Annotated in this window: 14 protein-coding genes and 1 pseudogene; 8 read left to right on the top strand and 7 right to left on the bottom strand. The window is 64.7% G+C overall.

The window, feature by feature from the left end; genetic code table 11:
* Positions 1 to 68 precede the first annotated feature (68 nt).
* The 6 genes from NLM25_RS10720 to NLM25_RS10745 all read right to left on the bottom strand — a co-directional run bounded on the left by NLM25_RS10720 (position 69) and on the right by NLM25_RS10745 (position 10,302).
* Positions 69 to 2,429, bottom strand: coding sequence for a TonB-dependent receptor (locus NLM25_RS10720; protein WP_254136919.1), 2,361 nt, complete (start codon positions 2,427 to 2,429; stop codon positions 69 to 71).
* Between the two features lie 147 nt (positions 2,430 to 2,576).
* On the bottom strand, positions 2,577 to 2,981 hold the full coding sequence (locus tag NLM25_RS10725) for a DUF2946 domain-containing protein (RefSeq protein ID WP_254136920.1): 405 nt from the start codon (positions 2,979 to 2,981) through the stop codon (positions 2,577 to 2,579).
* Positions 2,982 to 3,355: 374 nt separating this feature from the next.
* Positions 3,356 to 5,419, bottom strand: coding sequence for a hypothetical protein (locus NLM25_RS10730; RefSeq protein ID WP_254136921.1), 2,064 nt, complete (start codon positions 5,417 to 5,419; stop codon positions 3,356 to 3,358).
* Positions 5,420 to 5,549: 130 nt separating this feature from the next.
* Positions 5,550 to 8,363, bottom strand: coding sequence for a DUF4159 domain-containing protein (locus tag NLM25_RS10735; RefSeq protein WP_254116854.1), 2,814 nt, complete (start codon positions 8,361 to 8,363; stop codon positions 5,550 to 5,552).
* Positions 8,360 to 9,304, bottom strand: coding sequence for a DUF58 domain-containing protein (locus NLM25_RS10740; RefSeq protein ID WP_254136922.1), 945 nt, complete (start codon positions 9,302 to 9,304; stop codon positions 8,360 to 8,362). The genes NLM25_RS10735 and NLM25_RS10740 overlap by 4 nt, the downstream gene beginning before the upstream one ends.
* A complete protein-coding gene (locus tag NLM25_RS10745; RefSeq protein WP_254136923.1) occupies positions 9,304 to 10,302 on the bottom strand; it encodes a MoxR family ATPase in 999 nt (332 codons plus the stop codon). Before NLM25_RS10745 ends, NLM25_RS10740 begins: the two co-directional genes overlap by 1 nt.
* 257 nt (positions 10,303 to 10,559) lie before the next feature.
* Between NLM25_RS10745 and NLM25_RS10750 the strand changes: the two genes are divergently transcribed.
* The 6 genes and pseudogenes from NLM25_RS10750 (at position 10,560) to NLM25_RS10775 (ending at position 16,646) form a co-directional block, all read left to right on the top strand.
* Positions 10,560 to 11,171 (top strand): DUF1285 domain-containing protein, encoded by a 612-nt coding sequence (locus NLM25_RS10750; protein WP_254136924.1) that lies wholly within the window; start codon positions 10,560 to 10,562, stop codon positions 11,169 to 11,171.
* Positions 11,168 to 11,839 (top strand): CoA pyrophosphatase, encoded by a 672-nt coding sequence (locus tag NLM25_RS10755; RefSeq protein WP_254136925.1) that lies wholly within the window; start codon positions 11,168 to 11,170, stop codon positions 11,837 to 11,839. The genes NLM25_RS10750 and NLM25_RS10755 overlap by 4 nt, the downstream gene beginning before the upstream one ends.
* Complete coding sequence (locus tag NLM25_RS10760; protein WP_254116859.1) at positions 11,836 to 12,099, top strand: DUF6111 family protein; 264 nt, start codon at positions 11,836 to 11,838, stop codon at positions 12,097 to 12,099. Before NLM25_RS10755 ends, NLM25_RS10760 begins: the two co-directional genes overlap by 4 nt.
* Positions 12,100 to 12,109: 10 nt before the next feature.
* Positions 12,110 to 13,366, top strand: a complete 1,257-nt coding sequence (locus NLM25_RS10765) for a CCA tRNA nucleotidyltransferase (RefSeq protein WP_254136926.1) — start codon at positions 12,110 to 12,112, stop codon at positions 13,364 to 13,366.
* Positions 13,363 to 14,127, top strand: a pseudogene (locus NLM25_RS10770) (sulfite exporter TauE/SafE family protein); the annotation flags it as partial. The gene NLM25_RS10765 and the pseudogene NLM25_RS10770, both read left to right, overlap by 4 nt.
* 1,502 nt (positions 14,128 to 15,629) lie before the next feature.
* Positions 15,630 to 16,646 carry a transporter gene (locus NLM25_RS10775; protein WP_254141153.1) on the top strand — a complete coding sequence of 339 codons (1,017 nt, stop codon included), beginning with the start codon at positions 15,630 to 15,632 and terminating at the stop codon, positions 16,644 to 16,646.
* 250 nt (positions 16,647 to 16,896) lie between these two features.
* Here NLM25_RS10775 and NLM25_RS10780 read toward each other — a convergent pair whose 3' ends face one another.
* Positions 16,897 to 18,333 (bottom strand): outer membrane protein, encoded by a 1,437-nt coding sequence (locus NLM25_RS10780; RefSeq protein WP_254136927.1) that lies wholly within the window; start codon positions 18,331 to 18,333, stop codon positions 16,897 to 16,899.
* A 206-nt stretch (positions 18,334 to 18,539) separates the two neighbouring features.
* Between NLM25_RS10780 and NLM25_RS10785 the strand changes: the two genes are divergently transcribed.
* Entirely contained in the window at positions 18,540 to 19,193 is a 654-nt protein-coding gene (locus tag NLM25_RS10785) for a MarC family protein (RefSeq protein ID WP_254116863.1), read from the top strand.
* Between the two features lie 61 nt (positions 19,194 to 19,254).
* Positions 19,255 to 21,033, top strand: coding sequence for an adenylate/guanylate cyclase domain-containing protein (locus NLM25_RS10790; RefSeq protein ID WP_254116864.1), 1,779 nt, complete (start codon positions 19,255 to 19,257; stop codon positions 21,031 to 21,033).
* Positions 21,034 to 21,045: the final 12 nt, after the last annotated feature.

A 21,045-nucleotide genomic window follows, 5' to 3' on the forward strand; every position in this document is an offset into this window, starting at 1 on the left:
TCGGTCGCAACTGCACCTGCAGCCGGGGCCCTTGGGCCCCGACTGCAGCCAAAGCCGGAACTTCAAGCCTAGAACTTGAAATTGGCGAACGCCCGCACGCCGATGCCGGGCATCAGGACCTCGTCCTTGGTGTAGGACACCGAGTTGCGGATGTTCGCGTTGAGGAGATTGTTGCCGACGATGCCGGCCATCATCTCGCGCGCACCGAACCAGTTGCGGTCGAGCTTGGTCTTGTAGCTGACCTCGGCCTTCAACAAATTATAACCCGCCGTCGGCGTCTCCGCGATCACGGCGACGTCGTTCTGCGCGAAGGCGTGCAGCAGATTGACACGCATCAGCCAGTTGTCGTCGCGCCAGAACACGCCGCCGCCCATCCGCAACGGTGGAATGCGCGGCACGTTGGTGCCGTCGGTGAAGGTGGCGCGGACGAAGTCGAGCTGGTTCTCGATGCCCCAGATGCCGCCCCGGAATGCACCGACATCGCGCTGCGACTGGAACTCGCCGCCGCGGAAATTCGCATTGCGTTGCGAGTAGACCGCCTGGTTCAACTCGGCGCCCGGCGTGCCGCAGGACGCAAAATCGTCGTCGCACATCACGCCGGTGAGGCGGCGATAGATGAAATTGTCGAAGTGCGTGTAGTAGACGGTCGCCTCGAAGCGGAACGGCCCCGTCGCCTTGCGCACGCCGACCTCGACCGACTTCGCGGTCTCGATGGTGAGGTTCGGATTGCCGATGTCGAACGTCGCGGTTGCGTCATGGGCGCCGCGGGAAAACAGCTCGGCCGCCTTCGGCGCGCGCTCGACATATTGCGCGGTGATGCTGCCGACCATGCCGCCCGGCAGGTCCTGCAACAGGCCGATGCTGCCGCTCTTCGGCGTGAAGGACGGATTGCGCGCAATGCCCACCTGCGGCGTGCCGTCGGGCAGGTAATCCGCCGGGAAGTTCGGCGTCGTGCCGTGCAGCTCGACATGCTCGATGCGGCCGGCGATCTGCGCCCGCGTCGCCTCCGTGAACTTGAATTCGTTGAAGGCGTAACCGGCAACGCGCGTGTTGTTGTTCGGGTCCCACAATCCGTTGAACAGCGTGCCGGGATTGTCCGGGCTCGGCGCGGTCAGCTCCTGATGCCCGACCTGGAAGCCCAGCGCCGTCGTCACCTCGGCGAAGCGCGCGTTGAACGGCATCAGCTGCACCTCGGTGCGGATCTCCTGCTCCTTGTTGGTGAAGGTCTGCCTGATGCCGTCGCTGTTGAGATCGGCGGGATCGGCGAGGCCGATCTCGTTGTGCCGGTAGTCGGTCGCGCCCGCCCAGAAGCGCACGGCGTCGATCGCGGCCGCGTCGGGGTGGTATTCGCCCTTGACGTTGATCTTGGTCTGGTGGCCGTCGATCCGGGTGTTGTGGTCGGCGCCGTCGATGCCGGGGATGTGGTAGAGCGAGTCGTTCTGCGTGATCGACGCGCCGATATAGCCGCCCTGGAAGAAGTAGGAGCCGCCGATCGAGGCGCCGTCCGAACGCGTCGCCGAGTTGGGCTGGCGGCCGTTCACGGGCTGCGACGGGTCGTTCAGATAGGGATAGCCGGGGATCGCATAGTCCGACGTCGTGCGGCCATAGGCGTCGGCATGGAACGCAAAATTGCCGCCGCCGGTATCGAGCAGCACGCCGCTCTCGACACCGCGATCGACCGAGCTGAACGCGGTGCGTGTTTCGGCGGTGACGCAAGGCGATGTTGCGGCCGCTGCAAGCGGCGCCTTGGTCGGCAGGCCGTAAGTCTGGAACGATGGCGCGCAGGACGGCAGCCCATCCGGAATCCGGTTGTTGGTGGCGCTGACGACGCCGCCGATCGAGGTCGAGCCGTAGCGCAAGGCCGCCGGCCCGCGCACCACCTCGATCTGGTTGGTCGCGAGCGGATCGATCGGCACGAAATGATCCTCGCCGAGATCGGACGCACCGTTCGCATTGGTGCCGTTCTCGACGATGCCGACGCGGTTGACGTCGAGGCCGCGGATGATCGGCCGGCTGGAGGCGCCGGGCGCAAAGCTCGAGCCGGTGATGCCGGGCTTGGAGAACAGGAGGTCGCCGAGCTGGCCGCCGCCCTCGCGGCGGATTTCCTCGTTCGGTACCACGGTGACGGTGGCAAACTGGTTGGTCACAATAGGCAGCACGCCCTGTTGAGCTGCGGCAGGCGCGGCCGGCGTGGCTTCCGCCGTGCGCTGCTGGCTACGCGATCGCCCGGAGCGCGCGACGCGGACCGGGCTGCGGGTCGGCACCACCCTGCGCACGATGGGGCTCGGGGCGGTCACGGTGACGGACGGGATCTCGGTCGAGGACTTAACTTGTGCAGGTTCTTGGGCGAATGCCGAGGTGGCGGCGGTGCCGAGCAGGAGCAGGCTTGCTCCACCCAGACGCTGCGCGCGTCGCAATTCAAATGACATGGTCCTGATTCCAGTCAGGCGCCGTCCGAAGGCTTTGGCGTTGATCGGTGGCGGCCTGCCGTCGCAGCGCGACGGAATTCGACTTCAACTGCTCCCGGACATTCGCCTGAAAGCGGCGAGCCGGGCGTGATCAAGCAATGTTGGAAGTCAGGACGCGGGAGGGGCGCGGGGCTGGAACGCCGTGCCGGCCGATTTCAGATGAAGGAATTCGGCATCAGTGGTGCGGTAGAGCAGGTCGATCGCCTGCGGCAGCAGCAACAGAGGTGGCGTTGCGGACACCACGGTGCCCGCCATCGCGACGACGGCGCAGATCGCGCAATTGTCCTCGCCCGGCTGCTCCCGGTCGGGGACCCCGGGTGATTGCTTCTCGACCGCGGCGCGGTCGATCGAGGCAATGCTCTTGCCGCTGTCGATCTGCTGAAGCGAGGACTGGGCGAGAGGAGCCGCCTGGGCGAACCAATGGCTATGGCCGAATGTCAGCGCGAGCTGCACCAGCATCGCGAACAACGCGAGCCGGGCGCCGTGCCTGATATTTGACCGGAACCACTTCATCTGGAAAAGCCACCCCACATCGCGAGGCACCAATCCCCTGATGCCGCGATGTTATAATGTAACATCGCCTGATCGATCAGTGGATGTCAACCGTGGTCCGACGGCTGTCGCAGACAGCCAACCCGATGTGTCGTTCCGGCAACTAGGCAGCTTGCCTGTGGCCCATCCTTCGAGACGCCCGCCTGCGGCGGGCCCTCAGGATGAGGTCGGAGTGCGTGGCTGCAATTTGGACAAGCAAAGCTGCCGCTCAGCCTCATCCTGAGGAGACGGCGAAGCGGTCGTCTCGAAGGACGAGGCGCTTGCTCAGACCCCGCCAAGCTCACATGCGATATTCCGCCTCCACAGGGCGGAGGGAACGGAGAGAGCGCTGATCGTCAGCGCCCTTCGCGCACCCACGTCGCAGCAAACGCGCCGAGCAGCAGCAGCAGTCCAATCAGGCCGGCGAAGATCGGCAGCACGCCGACGCCCTTCACCACGCTGGCGTCGCGCATCCTGACGCCCATCCAGCCGTCGCCGGCGAAGACGCTCGTCGAGCGCACCGGCACGATGCGCGGCAACTCGACGCTGCTGCCGTCGACCACGCGCACGGCGTTGCCGCCGGTCGCCTGCGTCAGCGGCTTCAGGGTGTCGGTGGTGGAGGTGACTTCCGAAAACTCCTTCGGATTGGTCGGGCCGACATTGATCAGCGCCTTCAGCGTGCCGTCGGTGGCCTGCCACAGGCCGAGCTCGCTCGCCGGCAGCCTGGCGCGCCACTCGCCGGGATCGCCGGGACTGAGCGTCAGGTCCTGCGACACGCCCGACGGCGACGTCACGCTGACCGGCTGGACGCTGTCCGACATGGTCTGGCGCACCACCACGAGGTCCTTGCCCTGCACCTGGAGGCGCAGCGCCTCTTCATCGAGGTCCGGCTGCTTCATCAGCCAGTGCGACATCCGCCTGAGCAGGTCGAGATGCGGACCGCCGCCTTCATAGCCGCGCGCCCACAGCCAGATGTGGTCGGACAGCAGCAGCGCGACGCGGCCCTCGCCGAAGCGCGACAGGAACAAGAGAGGCTTGCCGTCGACGCCGGTCATGACAGGCGGGTTGACGGCGTTGCGGGTGTCGACGGTGCGGAAGAAGCGGCTCCAGTGCGGCGGCTCGGAGGCGGAGCCTTCGAGGCCGCGCGTGACGGGATGGCGTTTGCCGATCTCGGACAGATGCGCATAGAACGGCTTCTCGGTCACGCCGACGGGCTCTGCCGGCAGCACCGAATCCAGCGGCGTGCGCCAGATGCTGGTGTTGGAGGCATAGTCGGGGCCGGCCGAGACCAGCACCGCGCCGCCCGCGCGGACGTAGCGCGCGATGTTGTCGAAATAGGCGATCGGCAGCACCCCCTGGCGGGCGTAGCGGTCGAAGATGATCAGCTGGAATTCGTTGATCTTCTGCTGGAACAGCTCGCGGGTCGGAAACGCGATCAGCGACAATTCGTTGATCGGCGTGCCGTCCTGCTTCTCCGGCGGACGCAGGATGGTGAAGTGCACGAGATCGACGCTGGCGTCGGACTTGAGCAGATTGCGCCAGGTCCGCTCGCCGGAATGCGGCTCGCCCGAGACCAGCAGCACGCGCAGCTTGTCGCGCACGCCGTCGATGGCGACGACCGCGCGGTTATTCACCGGCGTCAGCTCGCGCTCGAGCGGCGAGGCCTCGATCTCGACGATGTTCGGGCCGGCATGCTTGATATCGACGTCGACGCTCGCGCTCTGGCCGCTCGATAGCGTGCGCTCGCTCAGGACCTCGCCGTCCCTGCGGATCGTGACCTTGGCGCGTTCGCCGGTGACGCCCTGGTCGTCGAGGCGGTAGGTGATGGTCTGGCTCTGCCCGACGATGCCGAAGCGCGGCGCCGCGGTGATCGCGATGCGGCGGTCGCGCTCGTCCTTCTGCCCGGTGATCAGCGCCTGCACCGGCGCCTGGAAGCCGAGCCCGGCGGCGTTGGCCGGAATGTCGTGGACCCGGCCGTCGGTGATCAGGAATGCGCCGGCGACGCGGTCGACCGGCACGTCCGACAGTGCGGAGGCGAGGGCGCCGAACAGCTTCGTGCCGTCGGTTTCGCCGTCGGCCTGTCCGGCGTCGACGACGCGGACCTCGAGGCCCTTGATCTTCTTCAGGCTGTCGATCAGCGCTTCCTGCGCCTGCGCGGCTTCCTTGTTGCGGTTGCCGAAATTCTGGCTCGGGCTCTTGTCGACGACGACGGCGGCGACCGAGGTGAGCGGATCGCGGTCCTCGCGCGTGAACGAGGGATTAGCGAGCGCCAGCAGGAACAGTGCCAGCGCGGCCACGCGCACGGCGGCGCCGCGCGCGCGCGACACGAGCAGCACGAGCGCAACGACGACGATCGCGGCCAGCGCGAGCCACAGGACGATCGCGGGAACAAGCGGCGTGAAAGCGATGCCGTAATTCATCGGACAAACCTATCAACGTCATTCCGGGGCGATGCGAAGCATCGAACCCGGAATCTCGAGATTCCGGGTCTGGTCCTTCGGACCATCCCGGAATGACGGGGCGTGTGGCTCAAGCTCGTGACGTGCATCTCTATTGCCCCAACCGTTCGATCAGGGCCGGTGCGTGCACCTGGTCGGCCTTGTAGTTGCCGGTCAGCGTGTACATCACAATGTTGGCGCCGGCGCGGTAGGCGAATTCGCGCTGGCGGGCGTCGCCGCCGGCCATCGGCAGCATGAACTGGCCGTCGAGCCGCTGGGCCCAGGCGCCGGCCAGATCGTTCGAGGTGATGATGATCGGCGACACGCCGTCGCCGCCGCGGGCCGGCCGCTGCGCGCTGTCCTCGTCCTCGTCGCGCGGCAAGGCCTCGACCCAGGTCTGGCCGGTGCTGAAGCGGCCGGGGAAGTCGCGCAGCAAATAAAAGGTCTTGGTCAGCACGTGCTCGCGCGGCACCGGTTCGAGCTCGGGCACGTCCAGCGACGACAGGATCTCGCGCAGCGTCTGCATGGCCGGGGTCTGCGCGGCACCGTTCTCGCCCGGCGGCGCTTCGATCGCGTCGCGGGTGTCGAACAGCACGGTGCCGCCCTGCTTCATGTAGGCGTCGATCTTGTTGATGGCATCCTGCGGCGGCTTGGGCGCGCCGGGCACGATCGGCCAGTAGATCAGCGGGAAGAAGGCGAGCTCGTCGCGGCCGGGATCGATGCCGACGGGATCGCCGGCCTCGAGCGCGGTGCGCTGCGCCAGAAACTGCGTCAGCCCGGACATGCCGGCCTTGACGATGGAATCGACGTCGGCATTACCGGTGACGACATAGGCGAGGCGGGTCTGCGACACCGCCTTCATCGCGAACTCGTCGGAGGCGCTGTCGGCATGCGAGGGCGCGGGCACGAGTGACACGGCGCCTGCAAGCGCCAGCCCGAACACGATCATGGCTGTCGCGGCGCGCCGGCGCAGCAGCGCGGCGATGCCGCCGCCGAGGACCGCGACGATGATGGCATCGATCAGGAACAGCGCGAGCGCGGTCGACAGCAGCCAGCCGCGCAGGTCGCGCGGCTCGGCATTGGTGTAGGTCGCGTGCCGCGCACGCAGGCTTGCGGTGTTCAGCGCGGCGATGCGGTCGGAGGCGGCGAGCGTGTTCACGGCGAGCGGTCCTTCTGCCGGACCGTAGAAGCCGGGCGGATGATCGGGCGTGGCGCGGTCGCGATAATCCGCGGGCAACGGTTTTGCGGTGGCCGGCGGCGGCCCGAACGCGCCAAAGCCGTCGAGGATGTGCAGCGGCGCCACTGTCTCAGTGGTTGCTTCGCCGGCAACGCCAGGGCCCGGCTTGGCGGTGTAGCCGGACATGTCGACGACCCGGCGCAGCATTTCGACGAAGGTGCCCGACATCGGCAGATCCGACCAGCGCATGTCGGCGCTGACATGGAACAGGCTGACCATGCCCTTGCCGCGATGCTCGCCCGTGACGAGCGGCGTTCCGTCTTCCAGCGAGGCCCAGCTCTTGGTGGCGAGCACCGCGTCGGGCTCGGCCAGGACCTGCCGGCTGATGGTGACGTCCTTGGGGACCGCGACGCCGGCAAAGGGACCGTCGGCGGCGAAGGATGCGAGATGCTGGGGCTTCTCCCAGGTCAGGCTGCCGCCGAGGGTGCGGCCGCCCTTGCGCAGCTTGACCGGAACCAGATCGTCCTCGGCCTGCGCGAGGCGAGGGCCGGCGAACCGCACCAGCACGCCGCCCTGATCGATCCAGGCGTTGAGGCGCTCGCGGATTTCGGGGGCGACGGTCCCGACATCGGCGAGGATGATCATCGGCAGCTTCTGGTCGAGGAATTGCGTGATGCCCTGCTGCGGCGAGCCGCGGTCGGCGAGCCGCACATCGGCGAACGGTGCCAGCGCGCGGGTGAGGTAGAAGGTCGGCGCCAGCAGCGGCTGCGCGGTTTCGCTGGTCGTGCCGGTGACGATGCCGATGGCGCGGCGGCGCCAGCGCTTGTCGAGCAACTGCACCGCGCCGGCCGAGCGCTCGCCCGATATGTCGAGCCGCGTGATGTCGTTGCGCAGCTCGACCGGCAGGTCGAACGAGGCTTCGGTTTCCTTGTCCTGCGGGCCGAACGAATAACGGGCTTCGCCGATCGGCGAAGCCTTCTGGTCCAGCGCGCGCACGGTGCCTGCCGCGATGCCGCTGTCGGTGCGCAGCACCTTCACCGTCATCTTGGCGGCGGCGTTCTCGGCGGCGACCAGCGCCAGCGGGGAGGACGTGCCGCCTTCGAACACCGTCAAGCTGCGATCTCCGATGGTCTTGCCGAGGCCCTGCACGAAGTCCTCGCCGCGCCCGGTATCGACACCGTCCGAAAGCCAGGCGATCTCGCAGTCGCCGGTGGCCTTCAGGAAGCGGTCGATCGCGGTGAGGGTTTCAACGCGATCGATCGAATAGGGCTTTGGCGCGAGCTGGCGCAGCGCGACGCGCGCAGCACCCGCCGGCATCAGGGTGATGTCGCGGTTCGGCTCGGACAGCGGCACCAGCGCGATCGCGCGGCGGTCGTTGTCGGCATTGGCGATCAGCTCGTCGGCGGCCTTGACCCTGATGTCCCAGTGCGATGCGGCGCTCCAGCCGTCGTCGAACATGATCATCAGCGGCGCCTTGCTGCCGGCGAGGCCTGTTTGCGGATTCCAGATCGGGCCGGCGGCGGCGAAAATGACGAGGGCCGCAGCCAGGAGCCGCAATGCGGTCAGCCACCACGGCGTCCGCGAGGGCGTCTCTTCCCTTGGTGCGATGTCGAACAACAGGCGCGTCGGCGGAAACTCGATGCGGCGCGGCCGCGGCGGCATCACGCGCAAGAGCCACCACAGCACGGGCAGGCTGACGAGGCCGATCAGCAGCAGCGGTTCGGTGAAGGCGAGCGGCAATCCCATCATGCGGCGGGCCCCGCCTTGATCGTCGTGGTGCGGGCGCCCGACTTGCTCACCTGCATGCCGGCATGCAGGAACAGCAGGAGCTCGGCGGCGGAGCGGTCGGTCGCGTGCGTCGTGAAAAGCCAGTCGAGCTTGTTGGTCTCGGCGCGGATCTGGTCGCGGTGCAGCGCGAGCCGCGCGGTGTAATCCTGCGCCCAGCTCTCGGCGCGGCCGGCGGTGATCATGCCAAAGCCTTCCGGCTCGACGAACTCGACGCGTCCGGAATAGGGGAACGACTCTTCGGCGGGATCGACGATCTGCACCATCGTGCCGTGGGCGCCGGAGCCGGAGAGCCCTGCGAGCGTCGTCCTGATCTCCGCGATCGGCGACCAGAAATCCGACAGCACGATCGTCTCGGCGAGCGCGGCAGGGACGAAGGATGGCGGCAGGCTCAGCCGGTCGGCATCGTCATGCAGCATCGCCTGCGCCATCTTGTCGATCACGCTGCTGCTTGCGGTCGGCGCCATCAATCCGGGAATGCCGACGCGCTCGCCGCCCGCGACCAGCAGCTCGGCCAGCGCGAAGGCAACGATCAGCGTGCGCTCCAGCTTGGATTCACGCGCGGTCTTGGAGGCGAAGGCCATCGACGGCGAACGATCGGGCCAAATCCAGACCGTGTGCGACGCTTCCCATTCGAGCTCGCGGACATAGAGATGGTCGTCACGCGCTGAGCGGCGCCAGTCGACATTCTGCGACGGCTCGCCCGACACGAAGCGGCGGTATTGCCAGAAGTTCTCGCCGGAGCCGGCGCGGCGCCGTCCGTGCAGGCCGTGGATGACGTTGGCGGCGATGCGGCGGGCCTCGAGCACCAGGCGCGGCAGCGAAGCGGCGAGCGTACGGCTTTCGCCATCGGCACGTCGGATCGCAATGATCTCCTTCGCTGTGTGCCCGGTCTCTGCGGCCATCAACCGATCCGTGTCTTCAATTGCTTGATCACGTCCGGAATCGTGCGCCCCTCGGCGCGCGCCTGGAACGTCAATGCCATGCGGTGCTTCAGAATGGGTTCGGCGAGGTCGAGCACGTCGTCGACCGAAGGCGCGAGACGTCCGTCGATCAGCGCGCGGGCGCGCACGGCGAGCATGAGCGACTGGCTGGCGCGCGGGCCGGGACCCCAGGCAATGAACTTGCCGGCCTCGCCGCTGTCAGGGCCCGGACGGGCGGAACGCACCAGCGAGAGGATGGCTTCAACCACGGAATCGCCGACCGGCAGGCGGCGCACCAGCCGCTGCGCCGTGATCAGCGCATCCGCCGTCAATGATGCCTTTGCCAGCGTCTCCTCGGCGCCGGTGGTCTCGAACAGGATGCGGCGCTCGGCGTCGCGATCGGGATAATCGACGTCGATCTCCATCAGGAAACGGTCGAGCTGGGCTTCCGGCAGCGGATAGGTGCCTTCCTGCTCCAGCGGATTTTGCGTCGCGAGCACGTGGAACGGTTTCGGCAGATCATGACGCGCGCCGGCCACGGTGATGTGCTGCTCCTGCATCGCCTGCAGCAGCGCCGACTGGGTGCGCGGGCTGGCGCGGTTGATCTCGTCGGCCATCAACAGCTGCGCGAAGACGGGACCGGCGATGAAGCGGAACGAGCGTTTTCCCGCGGTGCTCTCGTCGAGCACTTCGGCGCCGAGAATATCCGACGGCATCAGGTCGGGCGTGAATTGGATGCGCTTGGCATCGAGACCGAGCGTGACGCCGAGCGTCTCGACCAGCTTGGTCTTGGCAAGGCCGGGCACGCCGATCAGCAGCGCATGGCCGCCGGAGAGGATGGTGACGAGCGTGTTCTCGATCACGCGATCCTGGCCGAAGATGACGGAGGCGATCGCCTCTTTCGCCGCGCGAATCTGGCCCGACACCTGCTCGGCCGAACGGACGATTCCGTCTTCCAGCTTCTCGACACTTTCCGCCATCCGTCAGCTCCTTAAAGTCCGCCACGCGGCTCGCTTGCGTCGTCAGATCATCACAAGTCGCACATGGGCCCTATGCTAGACTTGCAGGAAGGCCATGTATTCGTTGAATTAACCTATCCCCACCTTATCGGCTTAGGGATATGTAGGGCATCACGAAGTGGCGACCTCCGCACCGGACTATTCCGGAGTGGAACCGCGCACCCGGGTACAACGTAAACCTGCACCAATCGTGCCAAATGACAGAGTCAGGGCAAACCATGGCGAAGCAAGGGCAGAGCGCCGATCGAGGTCTAGAGGGGCTGACTGCCGCCGCCACAAGTGCAGCCAATGCCGAAGGCGCCAAAAAGGGCCTGCCTCCGGTGCATCTGTGGAATCCGCCGTTTTGCGGCGATCTCGACATCCGAATCGCATCAGATGGTACCTGGTTCTACATGGGCACGCCAATCGGCCGTCACGCCCTGGTCCGCCTGTTCTCGACCATCCTCAAGCGCGAGGGCGACAAGCATTTCCTGGTCACGCCGGTGGAGAAGGTCGGCATTCGCGTCGACGACGCGCCGTTCATGGCGGTCGAGATGCTCAGGAGCGGCGAGGACAACCATCGCGTGCTCAGCTTCCGCACCAATGTCGACGACTGGGTCACCTGCGACGCCGCGCACCGGCTGCGTTTCGAGCAGGCCAGTGACGGCGGGCTGACGCCATACCTGCATGTCCGCGCCGATCTCTGGGCCAAGGTCACCCGCGCGCTCTACTACGATCTGGTTGACATGGGTGAGGAGCGGATGGTCGATGGCCAGCCGATGTTCGGCGTCGAGTCGGCCGGCGAATTCTTCGCCATGGCCGATGCGGAGCAGGTGAGGGCCGCGCTTTGAGCAAGCTTATCCTGAAGAGCGGTCCGGTCGTGATCGGCGCGGAGGATTTCTTCGCCCGATCCAGGGCGAAGCTCGGCTTCGACGTGCCGCCCGGCCTCTACGATCCGAACGTCATCCCCGCCTCGGGCGATCCCGGCACCGACAAGATGCTCGAGATCGTCGCGCGCGAGCAGCCGGTGCGCCCCGCCGCGGTCCTGATCGCCGTGGTCGACCATCCCGAGCCGACCGTCCTGCTGACGCAGCGCTCGGCGCATCTCAACGACCACGCCGGCCAGATCGCTTTCCCCGGCGGCAAGATCGACGCGACCGATAACTCGCCGCTCGATGCGGCGCTGCGCGAGGCCGAGGAGGAGGTCGGCCTGTCCAGAGACTTCGTCGAGCCGATCGGCTATCTCGATCTCTACGGCACCGCTTTCGGCTTCCGCATCCTGCCGACGGTCGCGAGGGTCCGGCCGGGCTTCGAGCTCACCATCAACCATTCCGAGGTTGATGACGCCTTCGAGGTGCCGCTATCCTTCCTGATGAACCCGGCGAACCACCAGGTGCACAGCAAGGAATTCCGCGGCATGGAGCGCTTTTACTACGCCATGCCGTTCGCGGAGCGCTACATCTGGGGTGCGACGGCCGGAATGCTGCGTGTGCTGTATGAGCGGATCTATTCATCATGATCCGGCCGGTTCTGACCGAGATCGGAATCTTCCTCATCCCCTTTGCCGTCTATGCGTTGTTCCTGGCCGCCACGCGGTCCGGCCTGTTCGCACGATCGTCCTGGCCGGTCGCCATCGTCGCGCGCCTTGCGCTCGCCGCGATCGTGCTGGTGATCGCCGGGCTGGTCGGCCTTGCGCATTTCTCCGGCGCCGCGCCGGATTCGACCTACGTTCCCGCCCATATCGAGAACGGCCGGCTCGTGCCGGGCGTGGAAAAATAGGGGCTGGACGATGAGCGCAGAGCCGTTACTCGCCAATGCGCCCTGGCTGACCTCCGGCGGGACGGCGCGCGTCCTGGCGCTGCTCAACGCCGATGGCGAGGAAGCGCGCGTGGTCGGCGGCGCCGTGCGCAATGCGCTGCTCGGTCTCGTGCCCGGCGACATCGACATCGCCACCACGGCCTTGCCGGACGAGGTGATGCGGCGCGCCAAGGCTGCCGGCATCAAGAGCGTGCCGACCGGCATCGACCACGGCACCGTCACGCTGGTCGTCGACAGCGAGCCTTACGAGGTCACGACGCTGCGCGAGGACACCGAGACCTTCGGCCGCAAGGCCAGGGTCGCGTTCGGCCGCGACTGGGTGAGGGACGCCGAGCGGCGCGACTTCACCATGAACGGCCTGTCGGTCGATGCGACCGGTGTCGTGCATGACTATATCGGCGGCATCGCGGACGCCGCCGCGCGGCGCGTGCGCTTCATCGGCGATCCCGGCCAGCGCATCGCCGAGGATTATCTTCGTATCCTGCGCTTCTTCCGCATTCATGCCGCCTTCGGCGCCGGCGAGCCCGACCGCGACGGCTATCTCGCCTGCATCCGCGGCCGCGCGGGACTTGCGAGCCTGTCGGCCGAGCGGGTGCGCATGGAGATGCTGAAGCTGCTGGTCGCTCACGGCGCACCTGACGCCGCGGTCGCGATGGCGGATGGCGGGTTGCTGCAGGCGTTGAGCGGGGGCGTCGTCTATACCGGACCGCTGTCGGCGATGATCGCAATCGAGCGCGAGCTTGGCCTCACCGCAAGCAGCACGCGGCGGCTCGCCGCGCTGACGGTCGCCGTGACCGAAGATGCCAGGCGCGTCGCCACGCGCTTTCGCCTCTCCAACGCCGAGGCCAAGGCGCTGGATTCGATGGGGCACCGCTGGTGGCGCTTCGTCACCAAGGACGAGGCCAATGCGCGCCGGCTGCTCTACCGGCTCGGCGCGGAGCGCTATCACGATCGCGTGTTGCTCGGCTGGGCGCGAGCCGGCGGCGACGTCGGATCGTCGCGCTGGCGTGCGCTTGCCGAGCTGCCGCAGCGCTGGATTGCGCCGAAATTTCCGCTGAAAGCCGCGGACTTCATCGCGCGCGGCATGGCGGAAGGCCCTGCGCTCGGACATGTGTTGACGCTCGCCGAGGACGCTTGGCTTGCGGCGGATTTTCCCCTAGAGGAAGCCGCACTCGCTTCCATCGCCGATCAAGCTGCGGCACGCGTCAGCCGCGATGAGAGAACGTGACCATCGTCTCGGGCTTCGCCGACATCTCGGTCTTTCAGCTTCTGCTGGTTGCGTTGATGGCGTTGTTTGCTTCGATCATCGGTGGTCTCGCTGGCTACGGCACCGGCGCCCTGATGCCCTTGGTGCTGGTGCCGCTGGTCGGCGCCGAGCCCGTGGTGCCGATCATCGCGATCTCGGCGATCTTCACCAATTCGAGCCGCGCGCTCGCCTATGTCCGTTACGCCGATCGCCGCCGCGCGCTGATCGTGCTGGCCTGCGCGGCGCTGACGACCGCGCTCGGCGCCTACGGCTACACGCGCCTCACCAATGCGGGCGCCGCGCTGGTGATCGGCTCCATGCTGATCCTGAGTGTGCCGCTGCGCCGCATCCTCCGCCGCCGCCAGGTCAGGATCGGCGACACTGGCCTTGCCGCCGGCTCCGTCGGCTACGGCGTGCTGGTCGGCGGCACCTCGGGCTCCGGCGTGATCCTGCTGTCGCTGCTGATGGCCGCAGGCCTCGAAGGCGCCGCCGTGATCGCGACCGACGCGATGATCTCGCTCGGCACCGGCCTGATCAAGATCTCCGTGTTCGGCCTCGCCGGCGCGGTGAATGCGCAGGTGCTCGCCTTCGCGCTGCTGATCGGCGCGATTGCGATCCCCGGCGCGTTCCTCGCAAAAGCCTTCGTCGAGCGGATGCCGGTGCACATCCACACCGCGATCCTCGACGTCGCCGTGATCACGGGCGGGCTGGTGATGATCTCGGCGGCCGCGAAGCAGCTCATCGTAGGTAACCCGGCCCCAACTGGCCTTCGCGCCGCGATGCGGATCGAAGCTCGTCCAGGACGTGACTCCGTTGCGCTCGAGCGCAGCGCCATATGGCTACCGCCATCGCTCGAACCTTCGCAAATCACCTCGCGCTCAGCATCCGCTCGGCGGCGCGGCTGGCCGCCAACCCGATGCAATGGCTATCAACGTGCGCAGCCGAGCGCTGCCGGCGAGCCGCCGCGCGATGTGATTACCTCGACCGTGACATTGCGACCTCCCGCCTTGGCCAGGTACGATAGGCAGCGAGGATTTTGATCGGAAGAGCGCGGCGGACGTAACCGGCCTGACGATCTTGAACGGCCCCGACGTACAACATCGTCGGGGCCGTTTATTATTGTGGCGGGATCAACGATGGCTCGTGAGGCGTTCCTTCACCACGTCGACCAATCGGTCATTTGCTGCGCTGCTTCGCGCTAGCTAGCCTCTCTGCACGTTCACTTTGGGCTCCGTACAATTACGGCCGTTAGCGCTGGGTTGCGCTGCGAAACACGGGTGTTGCGACATCGACGCGCTTTCGTCCGGATTCGGCTTGCTCGAAACGGATCGTTAGCTTTCATGTGGCTAGCTGGTCGCGTGCCGATTTACCGCCGATTGCGGCACATTGGAATGGGAATGCCGGCCCCGGCTGTCCTCCCAACCTGCGGCTGGGGCCGTTTTGAACTTGCGCTGCATCGTTCAACCCGGTCCACAACCATGTTCAGAGGCATTGCTATAGCGCTGTTCGGAATGGGCATCTTTTCCCAGCTGGATCAAGCGCTCTTCTATGGCCGTAATACTGACGCCGCGCTCAAGCTTGTGCGGGAGATTGGCCGCGGCTTTGGGCTGTAAGGTTCAGCGCCGAACCTCAAGCAGGACGAGGCGCGCGCGGGATCTCCTATCGGACCCAGCATCCTTTCGCCGCGCGCCGACGCGCCTGGCAAACTTTCCTCTTTGGATTTGGTCGATCACCCATAAGCGGTCGTGACGTGGCAGCTCGACGAGCAGCAAAGCGCATCCGATACACTGTCGCGCAAAGCGCGAGATGCTCACCTCATTGGCTCAATTCGCTACCGAATGCCGGGCTGGCGTCACAGCTCTTGCGAGAGGCGTCGGCGAAATCGAAAAAGGTCAGTCAGTTATTCTAGGCCGCTCTTGAGATCAGATGCACGTGCAGCACAGGGAAAAAGGGCCACTGGCACAAACTGCATACTGGTTGGACACGGACGTTTCCTGCTTGAGTCACTGTGGCTCTTTGGTCGCAGTATTCTTCTTTTTCCCGGCAGATCGATCCTGACTGAATTTACGTGGTGAGCCCCGCCCGCTTCAAGGTTACGATGCACCAGGATTTATTCGGAGGCGACATACTTACGGAGCAGGATATGACAGCGAGAATTGCACTCGCCGCGGCGAAAAGCGGGCGGCCAATCTCAGCAAGTCGACGCAGACTCGGCATAGCCGCAAGCGTCCTGACGTCCGCCATCATGTCGTTTTCCCCTTGTGCGTTGGCCGACGAAAACGGCATCAGCTTCTGGGTCCCCGGGTTCTTTGGAAGCCTCGCGGCCACGCCGCAGCAGCCGGGTTGGTCGCTGGCGAATATCTACTACCATACCTCCGTATCCGCCGGCGCCGACGTCGCGCGTGCGCGTGAGTTCACGCTCGGCAGGGTTCCGGGCAACGTTACCCTCAACGCAAGTCTGAATTTGAACGTCAACTCCACCGGCGATCTTGGCTTTGTGATCCCGACCTATGTATTCGCGACGCCGGTGCTCGGCGGCCAGGCGTCGGTGTCCCTCCTCGCAGCCTATGGCGTCGTCGGCACCAGCCTGGCGGGGACCTTGTCGGGCGTGCTCACTGGCCCGTTCGGCAATAGCATCCCCTTCGCGCGGTCCGACACGATCAGCGACACGACATGGGGCTTTGCGGATGTGGCGCCGGTCTTCCAAATGAAATGGAACGCCGGTGTCCACAACTACATGGCCTATGTCATGGGCGGCATCCCGATTGGCGCTTACGAATCCACGCGCCTGTCAAACCTTGGCATCGGACACGGCTCGATCGACGCCGGCGGCGGTTACACCTATTTCGATCAGCAGGCCGGCCACGAGTTTTCCGGCGTGCTCGGCTTCACCTACAATTTCAAGAATCCTGCAACGCAGTATCAGAGCGGCGTCGACATGCACTTCGACTGGGGTGCATCGCAGTTCCTCTCGAAGCAGGTCCTGGTTGGCCTCGTGGGCTATGTCTACAAGGAACTCGGCTGCGACAGCGGTTCAGGTGACCGTGTCGGCTGCTTCCGGTCCCAGGTGGTTGGCGTCGGCCCCCAGATCGGATTCCTTTTTCCGGTCGGAGACATGCAGGGCTATGTCAATCTCAAGGCTTACGGCGAGTTCGCTGCGGAAAACCGGCCATCGGGCTGGAATACCTGGGTCACCTTCTCTGTCTCGCCGCCGGCGCCCGGAGCGCCTCCGACAACAAAACCCGTCGTCAGGAAATATTAGGGTCAACCAAGCGACGGCTGGTCACTAGCTCAAGCGCGATCCTGCGCCGCTGACCATGTCTGCATTTGGCAGATTTTGTTGCAAAGGTCTTTTGGCGCGACGAACGAAAGTTTTGGGGCACTGACGCGCGAAGCGCGTGACGACGTGATGAGAGCCCACGCGGAACGCGTTTGCGCGGCGATCATGCTCAAACAACAACCTCAAGCGCGATGACGATTCATCCTGATCTCATCGCGCTCGAGCCGACCTCTTACCTCTCCGGGAAGAGCAGAGACAATTCGGCTCGCAATTGCCAATTTGGCGCGCCGGTTGGACGAACGACGTTGTAATAGCCGGTTAAGTATGCGCTCACGGGCTGATCGCCGAGCTTGAAGACTCGACCAAGGCCGCCGCCGATCGGTACGGTCCACTGCTGACCCGGTGCTGCCAGCCAGTTCGAGGTGATCACTGGTGAACTTGTCAGGAACCACCCGTGCGCCATGTTGTAGTTGACAAATGGCTGCGCGAGAAACTGGTTCACGCTCTGCCGCAACGGGTCCCCACCAACTGACCACTGATTGTTGACCAGCACGCCGATCACCCAATGTCCCGGCGTTGTCAGGAAGACGGCCGTGGGACCGAACAGCACTTTTCCCTGCCCAAGAATAGGATCGGTCGCGGACGGCACCGTAAAGACGGGACCGAGGCCCCAGATCAGAGCGCCTGGATGGGTGGGGGTGAAAAAGAACTGCTGAGTAATGTCGCCAATTCCATTCGTGCTGTTGTTAAAAAACGGACTAGGTTGACTGATCACGGGCATGATGGTGCGCGAGATCACGTTCCAGTCCGCGTTGATGCGCAGCGGTATGACCGGCTGAATGTTGAGGACTTCCTGGGTCCGGTTGAACGGCCCGGCGTTGAAATTCGTATTGCTTTGGAACGGGACGCTGACGAGATCAGCGATAGGGTTCTGCGATTTCTGGGCGAGGTCTTCGTCTTGGGAAGGTTCGGCAGAATGCGCGGTTCTTGTCGGTGCGACCGTATCGGCAAGGCCGCGCTCGAATTTGTAGTTGGCGCCGAACTTCACCATTTGAAGGTCGCGGTTCAACTGGATTGGCGGGACGGTGGGCGAAGTCCAGCTTCCCAGCCCAATGTAATCGTATTCGAGTTTGAGCGTCCAATTCGGTTTGAAGCCGTACTCGACACCCACCCCAGCTAGCCAGCCGGAGCTGGTGTTGGACCCCTGCCAGGTGACGCCGGGGAAGTTCAACGAGGCATTGCTTTGCACCCAGCCGCCGCCAAGCTTGGCGTAGAGGAGCCACTTATCCTCCACAAGGCCGAAGCGGCCTGCAATCGTTCCAACCCAGTTCTGCCTCACGGTGCCGAGCGTAGGTGTCGGAAGCACGGGATGACCAAAAGTCGCCCCGTCAAAATCACCTTCCACGCCGAACAAGACATGGCCCGCCTGGAAATTATAACCTGCCTGAACACCTCCGATGAATTCGGTGGTGCCGCCATACAAATTGTTGCCTGGAATGTTCAGGCTGCCACTGCTCCAAGCCCCGCCGAGATTTGCGCCAAGATAAAATCCTGACCAATTGTACGCCGGTGAGGGAAGTGGCGGAGCCTTCACCGGCATATCCGCAGCACGCGCGGTGACACTCACGCAGATTGCAAGCAGCGCAACGTTTCCAAGGAACGGCTTCATGACGCCCCCCTAATAGGGTAACGATACTGCCGGTTTTTCCCGTCTCTGCCCCACTTAACTACGAAGCCCTTCCTTTCCTTGTCTCTCACTGGCCACACTTGCGGAAAATCGTCTTGGGCGAGACCGCGTTCAAAACAGATGCAACGGAGCGCCACATCACGTCGTCGCGAAATTAGTCCCTCATGAAAGGGGTCTTGGGAGGCCAAATGACGCAACAATTTTCGCTATTCGTAGGCACGTTCACAACCTTGCTGGCGATCATCAATCCTTTTGAGGTTTTACCTGTGTACCTCATGATGCTGTCGGGGAAGGACGACGCGGCGCACCGATCGGTTGCCCGGAGATCCTGCGTCTACGCGCTGCTCCTTTGCTTTTTCTTCCTGGTCTTTGGCGCGTTGCTGCTGCGATTGTTTGACGTGCCCCTGAGCATGGTCCGTATTGTCGGTGGATTGATCCTTATGAAGATCGGGTTTGAGCTTTTCTCTCCATCTTCATCCGGCGGGATCGCGAAACCTGCTGCGGAAGCGGACGGGACCGACGGCGCCTTTGTGCCACTGGCGATGCCGCTAATGTTCGGACCTGGCGCGATCGCCACCATCCTCGGAATGACGGCCACGATCAAAAAGTCCTCAAATGAGCTTGCTTCCTTCATGGCCATAGCCGCTGCGATCGTTGCCACAATGCTGATCACCTTCCTATGTCTCGCCTATGCAGCGAAGCTGACGCAGGCGTTGGGTCGCCTTGGAATCGACGCGGCGACGCGGATTGTTGGCTTCTTTGTCGCAGCCATGGGCGTCGGGCTGGCGTTTGATGGAGTCATCGAGGCCTTGGTGAGCCACGGCATGTCGTCGCTGCACTAGCTAGCGCGCGGCCGGTCTCTATGGTTTGATATTTCGGCTCAAATCAACCACCGGGTGCTTCGTGGCGAGCGAGCGCGTCAAGCGTCGACTGGCAGCTGTCGTAGCCGCTGACGTGGCTGGCTATTCGCGGCTGATGCACACGGATGAAGAGGCGACGCATGCCAAACTGGCCGCGCTCCTTGCGGATGGTGTCGCGCCCGCGATCACGGAACACGGGGGCCGCATCGTGAAGAACACGGGGGACGGGTTCCTGGCCGAGTTTCCGAGCGCGGTCGAAGCGGTTCGAGCTGCTTTGCAGTTCCAGACCCGCACCAGGGAGCTTACAATCGGCGAGGTCGAAGACCGGCGCATTGCTTTCCGTGTGGGCGTCAATATCGGCGACGTGATCGTCGAGCCTCATGACATCTTTGGCGACGGCGTCAACATCGCGGCACGGCTCGAGAGCATCGCAGAACCCGGCGGCATCTGCGTCTCGTCTTTTGCCTACGATCAGGTTCGCGGCAAGGTCGCGGCTGAGTTCGTCGATCTAGGCGAGCAGAACCTGAAGAACATTGACCGCCCCGTCCGCATCTACGCAGCAATATTGAAGGACGGAGCGGTCTCCGCGCCGTCCCCAGAGGCCAGGAAGCCGCTGCCGCTCCCCGACAAGCCTTCCATCGCCGTCCTGCCCTTCGAGAACATGCTGGGTGATCCCGAGCAGGAATACTTCACGGACGGCATGGTGGAGGACATCATCACCGCGCTCTCGCGGTTCAAATCGCTATTCGTCATCGCCCGCAATTCGAGCTTCACTTTCAGGGGCAAGGCTGTCGAGATCAAGCAGGTTGGACGGGAGCTCGGCGTCCGCTACGTGCTGAAAGGCAGTGTCCGAAAAGCTGGTGGCAGGGTTCGCATCGCCGGCCAACTCATCGAGGCCGCCACCGGCGCGTATCTGTGGGCTGATCAGTTTGACGGAGCTCTGGAAGACATCTTTGCGCTGCAGGATAAGGTAACATCCAACGTGGTCGCGGCACTCGAGCCGCGCCTTGTCCAGGCGGAAATCGATCGGTCGGAGCGCAAGCCGACCGAATGCCTCGACGCCGTTGACCTGTACTACCGCGCTCTCCACGCTCATCGGCGCGTGACCCGCCAAGGTTATGAAGATGCTTTGCGGCTTGCCCGGCAAGCGATTTCGCTCGATCCCAATTTTGCTGCTGCGTATGCCCTGGCGCTGGACTGCTATATTGGGCAGGAAGAGCTTGGTTTGATCACAAACGACGATGTTGCGGCCGGAGGCAAGCAATACGCTTTGCGTGCAATCGAAGTGGGAGCGGATGACGCTTTTGCGCTTGCACGGGCAGCAAACTTTTTCGGCCGCAATTTAGGGGAGGCCGGAACTGCCGCTGTGATTGTGGATCAGGCAATCGCCGTAAACCCGAATTTGTCCATAGCCTGGCGAATGCGCGGCTGGATCAGCGTTTACCTTGGTGAACACGAGAGCGCCATCGAGCAATTCGACTACGCCATGCGGCTCAATCCCCTCGATCCGGACATTTATCTTGTGGAGTCCGGACTGGCGTGGGCCAATTTCCTTTTGCGTCGCTTCGAGGTTGCCTTGTCGTGGGCTACCAAGGCGCTGGCCCATCAAAAAAACTACGTCCCGGCCATAGCGGTTGCCATGGCGAGTTACGCCATGCTGGGCCGTATTCCCGAAGCGCAGATGATGGTGACCCGTCGACGGGAAGCCGGCTTTGGCTGGACGATTTCCGGAAGTCGGAAGCGGATTGCGAAGATTTTCCGGCAGGAGGATGTTGAACTCTATATTGAAGCCTGTCGTATCGCTGGCGTGCCCATGAGATAACCGCGCCTTGGC

This window comes from Bradyrhizobium sp. CCGB01, assembly GCF_024199795.1.
Taxonomy (GTDB): domain Bacteria; phylum Pseudomonadota; class Alphaproteobacteria; order Rhizobiales; family Xanthobacteraceae; genus Bradyrhizobium.

What these genes read in the sequence shown, in the direction of transcription:
- NLM25_RS10720 (WP_254136919.1), bottom strand. Translation starts at nt 2,429, where the DNA reads ATGTCATTTGAATTGCGACGCGCGCAGCGTCTGGGTGGAGCAAGCCTG.
- NLM25_RS10725 (WP_254136920.1), bottom strand. Translation starts at nt 2,981, where the DNA reads ATGAAGTGGTTCCGGTCAAATATCAGGCACGGCGCCCGGCTCGCGTTG.
- NLM25_RS10730 (WP_254136921.1), bottom strand. Translation starts at nt 5,419, where the DNA reads ATGAATTACGGCATCGCTTTCACGCCGCTTGTTCCCGCGATCGTCCTG.
- NLM25_RS10735 (WP_254116854.1), bottom strand. Translation starts at nt 8,363, where the DNA reads ATGATGGGATTGCCGCTCGCCTTCACCGAACCGCTGCTGCTGATCGGC.
- NLM25_RS10740 (WP_254136922.1), bottom strand. Translation starts at nt 9,304, where the DNA reads ATGGCCGCAGAGACCGGGCACACAGCGAAGGAGATCATTGCGATCCGA.
- NLM25_RS10745 (WP_254136923.1), bottom strand. Translation starts at nt 10,302, where the DNA reads ATGGCGGAAAGTGTCGAGAAGCTGGAAGACGGAATCGTCCGTTCGGCC.
- NLM25_RS10750 (WP_254136924.1), top strand. Translation starts at nt 10,560, where the DNA reads ATGGCGAAGCAAGGGCAGAGCGCCGATCGAGGTCTAGAGGGGCTGACT.
- NLM25_RS10760 (WP_254116859.1), top strand. Translation starts at nt 11,836, where the DNA reads ATGATCCGGCCGGTTCTGACCGAGATCGGAATCTTCCTCATCCCCTTT.
- NLM25_RS10765 (WP_254136926.1), top strand. Translation starts at nt 12,110, where the DNA reads ATGAGCGCAGAGCCGTTACTCGCCAATGCGCCCTGGCTGACCTCCGGC.
- NLM25_RS10775 (WP_254141153.1), top strand. Translation starts at nt 15,630, where the DNA reads ATGTCGTTTTCCCCTTGTGCGTTGGCCGACGAAAACGGCATCAGCTTC.
- NLM25_RS10780 (WP_254136927.1), bottom strand. Translation starts at nt 18,333, where the DNA reads ATGAAGCCGTTCCTTGGAAACGTTGCGCTGCTTGCAATCTGCGTGAGT.
- NLM25_RS10785 (WP_254116863.1), top strand. Translation starts at nt 18,540, where the DNA reads ATGACGCAACAATTTTCGCTATTCGTAGGCACGTTCACAACCTTGCTG.